Below are 12,989 nucleotides of genomic sequence, written 5' to 3' on the forward strand. Positions count from 1 at the left end.
ACCTGTTTCGCGCTGGATGCACTAGGACATCATGCTATGAAACAAGGAGCTAACAAAGCGGTCAAACCCATGCTGCGCGCAGCTTCAACGCGCCCAGTGGCAGACAGCCCGCAGCGGGCAAAAAAATCCGCCTTTGCTGCAAAAGCTGTGCTTCGGCAGCTTTTGCAGCAAAGGCGGTGAAGCCGCCGCCAGATCGCCCGCACCCCCATGAAATGGCGGGCGGCTGGCAGGGACAGGAGCATCAGTGTGCGTTCAGGCCAGCTTGCGCTGGCCAGCGCTCCATGACCGGAGCAGATGGAATGGTCGTTGCGAGCGGCACATAACGCTTTGACATGGTTCAAAAATAGAAGCGGCCTGGCGCAAGCGCCGCCTGCGCCCTGCATCAAAGACAATGCGCGCCCCTGGCAATTGCCGCGCCGCGCCCTATCTGCCCCAAAAAATCCGTTCGCCATCCGTTTGCCATTTGGCCGCGCGGGGCGGACGGCAAGCCGCAGACCGTCCGGAGCCGCGTTTTTCGCGCCCGTGGACCGATTGCAAACAGGCTCTTATGAGGAATGCCATGTCCCGCCCGTCTTTTCCTGATTCCGCCTCCAACCCGTTCAGCCGCTTTCTGGCCGCCGTGCTGCGCGCGCTGTTCGTGCTGGGGGCGCTGGCGCTGACCATCTTGCTGCTGCTGGCGGTGGCGGTGGTGGTCATCGTCAGCCTGCTGGCGGCGTGGCTTGCCGGACGGCGCGCTTCGCCCGCCGACTTCTGGCAGCAACGCTGGAGCCGCTGGGGCGGCAGCGCCCGCTGGCCGCGCAGCCGCAGCCAGCCCGCCGCCACGCCCGCCGACGCCGTGCAGGACATTGCCTGGCGTGACGTGCCTGCCAACGCAGGCAAAAGCGAAAACGCGGGCGAGGAGCGCTGACCCGGCCCCGTTTTTCCGCGCCCCGCCACATGCCGCTGGCGGCCCGAAAATGCGGGCGGCATACCTGTTTGCCCATCTGTTTGAAAACCAGGAAAGCAGCATGAAACCGTCTGAGGGCCACATTACCTATATTGAATTTCCCGCGCCCAGCCGCGAAAGCTTGCATGCCGCCAGAGCTTTTTATGGCCAGGCGTTTGGCTGGATGTATCAGCCGTGGGGCGATGACTACATGGACACCGCCGGCAGCGGTATTGGCAGCGGCATGACGTGCGACCACCCGCCTTGCAAGCCGCTGGCCGTGATTTATACGGCCGATCTGGAAGCGGCCTGCGCCAAAGTCCGCCAGGCGGGCGGCGCCATCACACAGGAAATATTTGCTTTTCCCGGCGGCAGGCGTTTTCACTTCACCGATCCGGCCGGAAATGAACTGGCGGTGTGGTCAGATAAGTAATTTCAATACGAAGCGCGCGGCGCATTTCTGCCTTGCCCTGGCCCATTCTTCCCCTCGCAAGCGTTTCCTGGCTATCGTGGCTGGGCGGCGTCTGGGCCGCCTACGCGCTGGCGCTGGCCGCGTGGATCGTGCTGCAAAAGCGCCCGCCCGTGGCCACGCTGGCGTGGATTCTGGTGCTCAGCCTCACGCCCGTTGTGGGCCTGGCCGTGTATGCCTACTTTGGCCCGCAGCGCGTGCAGCGCCAGCGGCTCAAGCGCTGGCATTACCGCGCCAGCCTGCTTTCGCAGCACGACTGGCAGGCGCTGCGCGGCCAGCAGGCCGAGCCGCCCGCCTGGGCCTTGCAGCACGCGCGGCTGATCGAGCGCTGCTGCGGCCTGCCCATGTCCGCCTGCCACAGCGCGCGCCTGCTGGGCAGCGGCGGCCAGGCGCTGCAAGCGCTGCTGCAAGCCATTGGGCAAGCGCGCGCGCACATTCATCTGGAGTACTACATCTTCCGGCCCGACGAAACCGGCCAGACCGTGCTGCGCGCCCTGGCGGCCAGGGCGCGCGAAGGCGTGGCCGTGCGCCTGCTGGTCGATGCCATAGGCTCGTTTTCGCTCTACGCCCGCCGCAGCCGCTGCCAGGCGCTGCAAGAGCTGCTGGCCGCAGGCGGCGAGCTGGCGCTGTTTCACCCCGCGCGGCTGGACCGCTTCCGGCCGCTGGTCAATCTGCGCACCCACCGCAAGCTCGTGGTGTGCGACGGGCGCGTGGGCTTCATTGGCGGCGTCAATATCACCGACGAAGAAAACGAAAACGTCTGCGGCGAGCGGGCCTGGCGCGACACGCACCTGGAGCTGCGCGGCGCCGCCGTGCGCTGGCTCCAGTACGTTTTCTTGCAGGACTGGGCCTACGCCAGCGGCAAAACCCCTTCGGCGCATTCCGGCGACACGCTTTTTGGCGCGCCTTCCGGTCTGGCGCGCCTGGCGGCCGATCCGTCCGGCCAGCCTGCGCAGATTCCCGCGCAAGTTCCCGTGCAAATCGTCGCCAGCGGGCCAGACACCGACGGCGAAGCCATCCTGCGCGCGATGGTGGACGCCATTGGCCTGGCGCGCGAACGCATCTGGCTGGCCACGCCCTACTTCGTGCCGACGGAAGAAACCTTGTTCGCCCTCACCAGCGCCGCCCTGCGCGGCGTGCAGGTCAAGCTCATGGTGCCCGCCTGCGGCGACTCACGGCTCACCAGCGCCGCCGCGCGCTCCTACTTTGACGAATTGCAGCGCGCCGGCGTGCTCATCTTTGAATACACCGCCGCCATGTTCCACGCCAAAACCTTGCTGGTCGATGACCGCTACGGCATGGTAGGCAGCGCCAATTTCGACAACCGCAGCTTCCGCCTCAACTTTGAAGCCGCCGCCGTGGTGCTGGATGAAGCCTTCAACGCCGAGCTGGCCGCCATGTTCACGCGCGATCTCTCGCTCTGCCGGCGCGTGCCCGCTCGCCGCCAGCTCTCTTTCAGCCAGCGCCTGCTGGAAGCCACGGCCCGGCTCTTTTCGCGGGTGCTGTAGGAGCCTGCAAGGCGCAGGCAGGGCGTGGGTGAGAGGCAGCTGGGGAGAAGCGGGTTTAGACAGTCATCTGATTTTGCTCCTTTATATGTAGCATTGCGTTTTGGTTCAACCGGTGCAAAAGCCATTTTTCGCCTATTTAGATTTGCTCTCTTTTTTAATTTTTCTGGCGGTTTGCGCGAATACGCACTCATGAGTGCAGCAGCCACGCGGCAGGGCAGGCCATAAATTCCCGCGCGGAATGAAGATTCCCGCCTGGAACCGTCTCCTCACATGAGAATTGCTTGCATTTCATTTCACTTGAGGAGACAAATTCACATGAAACAAGCAGCCTTGCTTTCGCGCGCCTTGCGGTTTTCGTCCTTCTCGTCCTTCTCGTCCTTTTCGCCCCTTTCGCCTGTATCTGCGGCGTGTCTGGTTCTGGCGGCGCTGACGGCCTTGCCCGCGCTGGCGCAGCAAAACGAAGCCCAGGCGCGAGAGGCCCGGGCGCGCGGCGCAAAAGGTGATGAAGCCCCCACGCTGCCCGCCGTGACGGTGCAGGCGCGGCAGGTGCGCGAGAAGGTGCAGGAGCTGCCCTTTACGGTGAATGTGCTGGATGAGGCGCAGCTGGAGGAACGCCGCCTGACCAGCCTGGAAGACGTGCTGCGCGGCACGCCGGGCGTGGAAGTCAATTCCTGGGGCGGGGTGGAAAACGCCAACGTGCGCATACGCGGCGTCGGCTCGCTCTACCAGGGCAGCAGCGACGACAACTCGGTCATCGTGAACATCGACGGCGCGCCCGTGAGCGTGGGCAACGTGGGGCCGGGCACGCTGGATGTGGAGCAGGTGGAAGTGCTCAAGGGGCCGCAAGGCACGCTCTTTGGCCGCAACAGCACAGCGGGGGCCATCAACATTCGCACCCGCAAGCCGCAGCTGGGGCGCTGGGAGGGCAGCGCGCGCGGCGAGGCGGGCAGCAGCCGCCAGCATCTGGCCGAAGGCGTGCTGAACGCGCCGCTGGGCCAGCAGGCCGCTGCGCGCCTGGCGCTGCGCCACAGCGGGCAGGATTACTGGTACCGCAACACGCTCACGGGCCGCCCCGTGTCGCGCCCGCGCGATGAGGCGCTGCGCGCCAGCTTGCTGTGGCAGCCGCAGGCGGCTACCGAAGTGCTGCTGCGCGCCTCGCACCACGAATCGGGCCGCTACCAGAACGCGCTGCGCTTGCGCCACGGCACGGGCCGCTACAGCGATCAGGAACTGACCAGCGCCCATCCGCTGGACGGCAACTTCACCCGCACCGGCCTTTACACGCTGCAAGTGCAGCACGACTTTTCCGGCGCGCAGCTGACCTCCGTCACCAGCCACGAGCGCAACAAAGGCTTCAACATCAACATGACCGGGCGGGAAATGATGCGCCTGTACATGGGCGTGGACATGGACATGCCGCAGGTGCTGGGCTACAAGGGCGACTCGTGGAATCAGGACTTGCGTCTGTCATCGCGCCTTGGCAGCCGCGTCTTCTGGGTGGCCGGGGCCAACGCGCTGCGCCGCGACAGCCGCAACCTGGACGGGCGCAGCTTCTCGGTGGATGCCGATGCGCTGTATGGCGAAACCACCTGGCCTGTGGGCGCCAGCGGCCTGAGCCTGACGGCGGGCCTGCGCCACACGCGCGAGCGCAAGCATTACCAAAGCACGCAAAGCACCCCGGCGGGCGTGGCCAGCGGCAGCGTGCGCGAGCGCTACACCACGGGCCGCGCGGGGCTGGGCTGGGCGCTATCGCCGCAAACCCGCGTTTACCTCACTTGGGCGCGCGGGCACAAATCGGGCGGCTTTTCAGGCTCCGACTTTTCCGATGGCGCGGGCGACGGCAGCTACTACCGCCCCGGCCGGGTGGACAGCGTGGAAGCGGGCCTCAAGCACGAATCCGCCGATGGCCGCCTGCGGCTGGACGCTGCGCTCTTTCACAACCGCATCAAAGACGACCGCATGGCCGCCTTCAACCCCGCCACGCGGCTGACGCGCATGGTCAATGTCGATACCCGCAGCCAAGGCCTGGAAGCGCAGGCCCACTGGCGGCTGGGCGCGGGGCTGACGGCCAGCGGCGGCCTGACCTGGCTGCGCGCGCGCATCGCCAGCGGCGACGTCACCACCCCCATCGGCGTGGTGCGCAATGGTTACCGCTTGCCCGACGTGCCGCGCCTATCGGCCCTGCTGGGTCTGCAATGGCAGCGCCAGCTGACTGCTTTCTGGGGCTTGCGCTCGCCCGCGCTCAACGCACGCCTGACGCTGCGCCACGTGGGCCGGCGCGCCGCCAACGTGGAAAACAGCTTTGATCTGGGCAGCTACCGCAAGCTGGACTTGCGCGTGGGCGTGAGCAGCGGCGCCGTCGAGGTTTATCTGTGGGCCGACAACTTGCTGAACGCCCGCTACGACCTCTACGGCTACTACATGGGCGGCGGCCTGCAAGGCGGCATGTCCGCGCGCGGGCGCAGCGCGGGCGTGGGCGCGGTGTATTTCTTTTGAGCGCCTGCTCAAGTCTGAGCTCCGGAAACCAGCGCCCCAGCGCTTCGCGGCAGACTGGGCCGCTTTCCCTCCGCCTTTGCGCTGCTGCCATGCCCCGTTCCCAACGCCCCTTGCCCGAACCCACCCTGCTGGAAAGCCTGGCGCAGCACATGGCGCCGGGTGCGCTGCCAGCCGCCGTGCTGGACCGCCAGGCGCAAAGCCTGCACGTGCAGCACCCCCTGGGCCACAGTGCGCTGCACGCGCAAGCGCTGGCGGGCGGCAGCCTGCTGGCTTGCGGCATGGCTGGCCGCCTGCGCCAGCGCGCCGAGCGGCCCGGCACGCTGGACGACCCCTACGCGCCCTGCCTGGGCCTGACCGTCGCGCTGGCGGGCCGCATCCAGTGGCAAGACGCCCGTGGCCGCTGGCTGGACAGCGGCGCGGCCGGCAGCGTGCTCAGCCAAAGCGGCCCGCTGCAAGGCGGCTCGGCCTTGTCTGCGGGCGGCTTCTCGCACTGCCACGTGGCCGCCTCGCGCGCGCTGCTGGAGCGCTGGCTGGGCGCGCCTGACTTGCAGGGCCTGCACAGCCAGGCCGCCCGCTGGCTGGAGAGCTGCCTGCGCGGCAAGCAGCGCACCGGCCAGCTCCAGCGCCACGGCCCGCTGTCGCCCGGCATGGCGCAAACCGCCGCCCGGCTTCAGAGCCTGCTGCTTTCCAGCCACGGCGCGTCCACGCTGGCGCAGGCGCTGCAAATCGAAGGGCTGACCCTGGCCCTTATTGGCCAGTGGCTGGAGCAGCCCGGCACGGATGCCGCCGCAAACCACGGCCCCATCGTGAGCGCGCCTGCTTCATTCAACGCAGCCAGCGTCCGCCGCCACGCCCGCTGGCAGCGCGCCGTGGACGACGCCGTGGACATTCTGCGCGCCGAATTCGCCCGCGCCCCTTCCATTGCCGAACTGGCGCGGCGCGTGGGCCTGAACGAGTGCTATCTCAAGCGGCACTTTCGCCAGCGCACCGGCCTGGGCATCGCCGCCTTCGTGCGCCAGCAGCGCATGGCCTGTGCCCTGGCCCTGCTCGAAAGCGGCCCGTGCGCCGTGCAAGACGTGGCCCGCCACGTCGGCTACCAAAGCCTGGGGCACTTCGCCCGCGCCTTCCGCGCCGCGCACGGCTGCCTGCCGTCAGACGTGCGCGCGAACTGAAAATTTCCGGAGAGCCGCCTTGCCTGTCGCTGGCTGCCCGCTGCGGTCCGGGCGCGCGGGCGGATGATGGGCCGGTGAAACCCGCCCAAGGTTTGGCCGCAGGCGCGCAACAGCAGCGCTGGCGCAGGACAAGCAAGGATGAAACTGCGCTGCTCATGCCGATTCAAGCCAGCTTGCTTTCGCCAGCGCGGCAGCTCCATTCATCAGAAACAGGAGCATATTAAAGGGGCGAAAAATGGCTTCTGCGCTTTTTGCACTAGGACATCATGCTATAGATACAAGAGCGAAATCAGACCTGATTCCACAGGCGCCTTTGGCAGACGAGTCTGGCCGCTCGGCTGCCCTGAAAAGACCATGCCTGTGCGCAGTCCGCGAACTTTTTCGCCCGCTGGGCGACGAAGCTCCAAAATGTGCCTATAATCCCGGCTTTCGCGCGGCTGTAGCTCAGTTGGATAGAGTACTTGGCTACGAACCAAGGGGTCGTGGGTTCGAATCCTGCCAGCCGCGCCACTTCTTCCAAGCCCCGCAAACGCCTTGTTTGCGGGGCTTTTTTCTGTTTGGAGCCTGGTTTTCTTTCATTTCCTCGCAGGCGCTGCAAAAAAGGAGGTTCGCGCATGTTCACCGGCATCATCACGGCCATAGGCCAAATCCAGCAAGCGGCTCCGCTGGGGCAGGGCAGCGCCTACGGCGTGCGCCTGTCGCTGCAAACGCCTGCGGGCTACCTGGACGATGTGGCGCTGGGCGACAGCATTGCGCTCAACGGCGCCTGCATGACCGTGACGGCGCTGGATGCGCCAGCGGGCCGCTTCAGCGTGGAGGTGTCGGCGGAATCGCTGGCGCGCACCTGCGGCCTGTCAGCGCCCGGCCCGGTGAACCTGGAAAAAGCCCTGCGCGCCCAGGACCGGCTGGGCGGTCACATCGTCTCCGGCCATGTGGACGGCATCGGACAGGTGCGGCAGCTGGCGCCCGTGGGCGAAAGCTGGCTTTTGCGGGTGCTGGCGCCGCGCGAGCTGGCGAAATTCGTGGCCTACAAAGGCTCCATCGCCATCAACGGCGTGAGCCTGACGATCAATAGCGTGCAAGACACGGCCGAGGGCTGCGAATTCAGCATCAACCTCATCGCCCACACCGTGCAGCACACCACGCTGGGCCGGCTGGCAGCGGGCAGCGCGGTGAATCTCGAAATCGACACCGTGGCGCGCTACGTGGAGCGCATGCTGCCGGACTGGCTGCCGCAAAAGCAATAACCGTCTGCGGCCATTCGACCCGGGTCCGCGTCCGGGCTGGCGCGGCAATTGAACCAAGGCCAGCATGGGCATGGGCTGGCGCGGCCCTGCCGTGCGCGAGGATGTGGCTGAATCAGGGCTACGGGCCAGACGCAAAGCGCGCGGGGCCGTGCCCAGGCGCGTGAGCTGCCGCCCGAAGTTTCTCCGCCATTTGTTTTTCCCTTCGCAAAGGAAACCGTCATGAAGCTCTTTACCAGCAACACCTCGCCCTATAGCCGCATCGTCATGCTGGCCGCGCTGGCGCATGGCCTGGACGATTTGCAGCTGGCCTACGCCGATCCGTGGACCACGCCTGCCGAACTCACGGCCATCAATCCCCTGTCGCAGGTGCCGGCCCTGGTGACGGACGAGGGCGTGGTCATCGTGAACAGCCCGCTCATTCTTGACTTCCTGTTCGAGCGGCCTTTTCGCGGCGCACGGCAGGCAGCGCTGGCCGGTTATGCCTTCGAGTTGCTCGATCAGGTGGTCAAGGCGTATTCGCTGGAGCGTTTCAAGCCCGCCCAGGGCGAGCAGCATCCGCACATTGAGCGCGCGCGGCAGGCCGTGGCCCGGGGCCTGACACATGCGCCGCAGCTCGATGCGGCCAGCGATGAAGTGGCCCAGCATGTGCTGGGCATGGCGTTTTCCTACGCCGAGCTGCGCCATCCGGCGCTCTTCAAGCAGTTTCTGAGCGCTGAAAACCAGCGCGCCTTCGCCCGCTACAACGAACGCGCCGACGTGCGCGCCGTGGCCATCGAGCAGCTTGAAAAACACCCGGCCACGGTGGGCGAGCTGCGCCGCAGCATGCAGCAGGCTTTTTAGCGGGCGGGGCCGGTTTCCACGCCCGCGCCGGGTGTGCGGCTCCATTCGCTCCAGCTTCCGGCGTAGAGGGCGGGCGGCTCCAGGCCGGCCAGCTCCATTGCGATGATGTTGGGCACGGTGCTGACGCCGCTGCCGCAGTAGCAGACGGCGCTGGCGGCATCGCGCCCGGCCAGCAGGCGGGTGAATTCCTCGCGCAGGGCGGCGGCGGGCTTGAAGCGGCCTTCGGGCGTGAGGTTTTCGCCAAAGGGGCGGTTCAGCGCGCCCGGAATGTGGCCCGCTACGGCCTCCAGCGGCTCGGTTTCGCCCAGATAGCGGGCGGCGGCGCGCGCGTCGATGAGGGTTTGTGCGGGGCTGCCCAGCCGCGCGGCCACTTCGGCTTGCGTGAGCAGGCGGCGCAGCGGCGGCTTCAGCTCAAAGCGGGTGGCGGGCTGCGGGCGGGCCGGGCCGCTTTCCAGCGCGCCGCCTGCGGCCTGCCAGGCTTGCAGGCCGCCGTCGAGCACGGCCACGGCGTCGTGCCCGGCCCATTTCAGCATCCACCACAGGCGGCCGCAGAAGTTCATGCCGTTGCGGTCATAGACGACGGCCTGCATGTCGTTGGCAAAGCCGCAGCGGCCCAGCCAGCTGGCGAAGGCTTCGCGCGTGGGCAGCGGGTGGCGGCCGCCGCTGGCGGCGCTCTGGCCGGGCTGGGCGCTCAAGTTGCGCTCCAGGTGCGCCTGCTGGCTGCCCGCGATGTGGCTTTGAGCGAACAGGCGGTCGGCTTCTTCAGGCTCGAACAGGTTGAAGGAGCAGTCAAACACCATCAGCGGCGCGCCTTCGGCTTGCAGCTGCGCGAGCTGTTCGGCGGTGATGAGGCGGGTGTAGCGGTGCGTCATGGCGGTCTCCTGAAATAGGGCGGTGAAGGAAAGCGCTGATTGTGGGCTGCGGCCATGCGGGGCGGCTGGCTGCAAGCGCGCGGCGCGCGGCCTGCGCCCCTCAAGGCAGGCTGAAAGCCAGCCAAGCGATACGGCGCAACCCAGGCGGATTCTTGGGGCATGACTTGAAGCCCCGCGCGGCGCAAAGGCGGCTGGCGCGAAGGCGCAGAACCCCGCGAGCCGGATGGGAAGGAAGGGCTGTATTCGCTCCTGTATCCATAGCACGAGGTCCTAGTGGAATAAGCGCAAGAGCCGATTCAATGCCTCTGGATTTGCTCCTGTTTTCGACAAGCAGGGCTTCTGTGGCGGCGGGAGAGCATGCGGCCAGGTTTGCGCCTTGCAGCTCGTCCCGGTTTGCCTTTCGCTCCTTGCGGCGGGCCTCTGGGCAGGTTTCCGGGGCCAGGCGGCGGGCGGGTTCCTGCCCGCTATTCGATGCGTCCGATGGTCTGGCCCAGGGCCACGGTTTGGCCGGCGGGCACGGCGTGGCGCAGCACGCCGGCTTTGGGGGCGGTGACTTGCATTTCCATCTTCATGGCTTCCATCACGGCGATGAGCTGGCCGGCTTGCACGGCGGCGCCGTCTTCGGCTTTCCAAACGTGGAGCGTGGCGGCGGCGGGGGCGGGGATGGCGCTTTCGTCTGCCTGCTCATCGGTTGGCCCGCCAGCCTGCCCGTCCGGTTTTGCGCCCGGCTGCGCGCCGTTGGCGGGCAGGGCGGCCAGCAGGGCGGCGGGCAGGGCCAGGGTGTGGCGGCGGCCGTCGATTTCGATGGGCAGGCGCAGCAAGGCGGCGCTGGCCGGTTCGGGGCGGGCAGCGGGCAGGCTGGCCAGCTCGTCGGCGAAGCCGGTTTCGATCCAGCGGGTGTGCACGGTGAAGTCTTCGGCGTTTTCGGCGCAGAAGGCGGGCGACTGGAGCACGGCGCGGTGAAAGGGCAGCACGCTGGGCACGCCTTCGATGTGGAATTCGGCCAGGGCGCGGCGCGCGCGCGCCAGCGCTTGGGCGCGGGTGGGCGCCCAAATGATGAGTTTGGCCATCATCGAGTCGAACTGCGGGGCGATGAGCGAGCCGCTTTGCACGCCGCTATCGACGCGCACACCGGGGCCGCCGGGCGGCGCAAAGGCGGTGATGCGGCCGGGCATGGGCAAAAAGCCGCGCGCCACGTCTTCGGCGTTGATGCGAAATTCAATGGCGTGGCCGCGCGGGGCCGCTTCGCCGGGCACGGACAGGGGCAGGCCGTCGGCGATGCGCAGTTGTTCGATAACGAGGTCGCATCCGGTGGTTTCTTCGGTGACGGGGTGCTCCACTTGCAGGCGCGTGTTCACTTCCAGAAAGGAGATGGCGCCGCTGCGGCTGACGAGAAATTCCGCCGTGCCTGCGCCCACGTAGCCCGCGCGGGCGCAGATGTCGCGCGCGGCCTGGTGCAGGCGCTGGCGCTGTGCGTCGCTCAGGAAAGGGGCGGGGGCTTCTTCCACGAGCTTTTGGTTGCGCCGCTGCAAGGAGCAGTCGCGCGTGCCGAGGATGGCGATGCGCCCGTGCGCATCGGCCATGACTTGCACTTCCACATGGCGCGGCTGGTGCAGGTATTGCTCCACGAAGCATTCGCCCCGGCCAAAGGCGGCGGTGGCTTCGCGCACGGCGGAGTGATACAGCTCGGCCGCTTCTTCCATGTGCCAGGCCACTTTCAGGCCGCGCCCGCCGCCGCCAAAGGCGGCTTTGATGGCGATGGGCAGGCCGTGTTCGCGGGCAAAGGCCAGCACTTGCTGCGCGTCTTGCACGGGGCCGGGGGTGCCGGCCACCAGCGGCGCGCCCGCTTGCTGCGCAATTTGGCGGGCCGAGACTTTGTCGCCCAGGCGGGCGATGGCTTCGGGCGGCGGGCCGATCCACTTCAGCCCCGCGTCGATGACGGCTTGCGCAAAGCGGGCGTTTTCGGAGAGAAAGCCGTAGCCGGGGTGCACGGCGTCGGCGCCGCTTTGGCGGGCGATGCCGATCAGCTTGTCAATGTTCAGATAGGTGTCGGCGGGGCGCTCGCCGTGCAGCGCCCAGGCTTCAGTGGCCAGGCGCGCGTGCGGCGCGTCGATGTCGGCGTCGGCATAGACGGCCACGGATGCCACGCCGTAGTCGGCGCAGGCGCGGATGATGCGGACGGCGATTTCGCCCCGGTTGGCGATGAGGACTTTTTTCATGGGAGGCAGATTTCCTGAAAAGGACGTTGTGCGCGAAAGCGGATGAGCGTGCCCGCAGGCAGTTGCGCGGCCAGATCGAGATGGTGCGCGGCCACGCAGCCCACGACGGGGTAGCCGCCCGTGAGCGGGTGATCGGCCAGAAACAGCACGGGCTGCCCGTTGGCGGGCACTTGCAGCGCGCCCAGCGCCGTGCCTTCAGAGGGCAGCTCCGCGCCTTCAAAAGCGGCGGCGCGCTGCAAGGGCTGGCTGCCAGCCAGGCGCAGCCCCACGCGGTTGGACTGGGGCGTGACTTGCCAGGGCTGCTCCAGCAGCAGCGCCAGCGCTTGCGGGCTGAACCAGTCGGCGCGCGGGCCGAGGGTGATGTCCAGCCACACGGCGGCCGCATCACCCGGGCGGGGCAGGTGCGGCGAAGCGGCTTCGGGGTGCGCGGCCACGCTGGCCAGCGGGCCGTGGCGGCTTTCGCGGCGGCCCAGGCCAAGGCGCTGCCCGGCGGCCAGCGGCGCGGGGCCAATGCCCGCCAGCGTGTCGCTCGCGCAGCTGCCCAGCACGGGCTGCGCGGCAAAGCCGCCGCGCGCGGCCAGGTAGCTGCGCAGCCCCGCTTCAGGCGCGCCCAGCGCAAGGGTGTCGCCCGCTTGCAGCGCCAGCGGCGCGTGGCGCGCAGCGGGCAGGGTCGCGCCGTCTTGCCGCCGCAAGGTGAGCGGGCCTTCCGCGCCCGTGACGGCCACCACGGCAGGCCCCAGCGCGCGCACGGTGAAGCCGCCGTGCAGCAGCTCCAGCGCGGGCGCGTTGAAATGGTTGCCCACCAGCCGGTTGGCGGCCAGAAAAGCGCCCCGGTCCAGCGCGCCGGATGCCGAAACGCCTTGCCCCGCCTGGCCGGGGCGGCCCAAGTCCTGCACCAGCGCCTGCAAGCCGGGGGCCAGCACTTCCAGCACGGGCGCTGCGCCATCGCCGCCCCCGTCTGGCGCGCAAGAGTCTGGCGCAGAAGAAGAAGCGGCCACGGCGCAGCGCGATGGCGCCCGCCAGCGCTCCAGCAGCTCGCGGCCCGCTTCAGTGGCTGCATCCACAAACTGCACGCGCTGGCCCGGTTGCAGCAGCGCAGGCGGCGTGCGGGCCAGGTCCCACATGGGCACTTCGGTTTGCCCGATCAGCTGCCAGCCGCCGGGGCTGGCGCGCGGGTACACGCCCGAAAAGCGCCCCGCCAGCGCCACGGCCCCCGGCGGAATGCGCGTGCGCGGGCTGGC

At 68.3% G+C, this 12,989-nt stretch carries 10 protein-coding genes and 1 tRNA gene; 8 read left to right on the forward strand and 3 right to left on the reverse strand.

Going from position 1 to position 12,989, the window contains the following annotated elements; all coding sequences use genetic code 11:
- Positions 1-559: 559 nt before the first annotated feature.
- The 8 genes from QB898_RS10980 to QB898_RS11015 all read left to right on the forward strand — a co-directional run bounded on the left by QB898_RS10980 (position 560) and on the right by QB898_RS11015 (position 8,657).
- Complete coding sequence (locus QB898_RS10980; RefSeq protein ID WP_279524987.1) at positions 560-907, forward strand: hypothetical protein; 348 nt, start codon at positions 560-562, stop codon at positions 905-907.
- Positions 908-1,007: 100 nt separating this feature from the next.
- Positions 1,008-1,358 (forward strand): VOC family protein, encoded by a 351-nt coding sequence (locus QB898_RS10985; RefSeq protein ID WP_102284473.1) that lies wholly within the window; start codon positions 1,008-1,010, stop codon positions 1,356-1,358.
- A gap of 32 nt (positions 1,359-1,390) precedes the next feature.
- Positions 1,391-2,902, forward strand: coding sequence for a cardiolipin synthase (cls, locus tag QB898_RS10990; protein WP_279524988.1), 1,512 nt, complete (start codon positions 1,391-1,393; stop codon positions 2,900-2,902).
- 315 nt (positions 2,903-3,217) lie between these two features.
- Positions 3,218-5,398 carry a TonB-dependent receptor gene (locus QB898_RS10995; RefSeq protein WP_279524989.1) on the forward strand — a complete coding sequence of 727 codons (2,181 nt, stop codon included), beginning with the start codon at positions 3,218-3,220 and terminating at the stop codon, positions 5,396-5,398.
- 89 nt (positions 5,399-5,487) lie between these two features.
- Entirely contained in the window at positions 5,488-6,570 is a 1,083-nt protein-coding gene (locus tag QB898_RS11000) for a helix-turn-helix transcriptional regulator (RefSeq protein ID WP_279524990.1), read from the forward strand.
- A 433-nt stretch (positions 6,571-7,003) separates the two neighbouring features.
- Positions 7,004-7,080, forward strand: a tRNA-Arg gene (locus tag QB898_RS11005).
- 104 nt (positions 7,081-7,184) lie between these two features.
- A complete protein-coding gene (locus tag QB898_RS11010; RefSeq protein WP_279524991.1) occupies positions 7,185-7,817 on the forward strand; it encodes a riboflavin synthase in 633 nt (210 codons plus the stop codon).
- A 219-nt stretch (positions 7,818-8,036) separates the two neighbouring features.
- On the forward strand, positions 8,037-8,657 hold the full coding sequence (locus QB898_RS11015; protein ID WP_279524992.1) for a glutathione S-transferase family protein: 621 nt from the start codon (positions 8,037-8,039) through the stop codon (positions 8,655-8,657).
- Here the strand turns inward: QB898_RS11015 and QB898_RS11020 are convergent.
- The 3 genes from QB898_RS11020 to QB898_RS11030 all read right to left on the reverse strand — a co-directional run.
- Entirely contained in the window at positions 8,654-9,529 is an 876-nt protein-coding gene (locus QB898_RS11020) for a sulfurtransferase (RefSeq protein WP_102283217.1), read from the reverse strand. The two genes, QB898_RS11015 and QB898_RS11020, sit on opposite strands and share 4 nt — an antisense overlap.
- A gap of 464 nt (positions 9,530-9,993) precedes the next feature.
- On the reverse strand, positions 9,994-11,748 hold the full coding sequence (locus tag QB898_RS11025) for an acetyl/propionyl/methylcrotonyl-CoA carboxylase subunit alpha (RefSeq protein ID WP_279524993.1): 1,755 nt from the start codon (positions 11,746-11,748) through the stop codon (positions 9,994-9,996).
- On the reverse strand, positions 11,745-12,989 hold a 1,245-nt coding region (locus QB898_RS11030), incomplete at its 5' end, for a 5-oxoprolinase/urea amidolyase family protein (RefSeq protein ID WP_279524994.1). The genes QB898_RS11025 and QB898_RS11030, both read right to left, overlap by 4 nt.

It is taken from the genome of Ottowia cancrivicina (genome assembly GCF_029813755.1).
Lineage (GTDB): Bacteria > Pseudomonadota > Gammaproteobacteria > Burkholderiales > Burkholderiaceae_C > Ottowia > Ottowia massiliensis.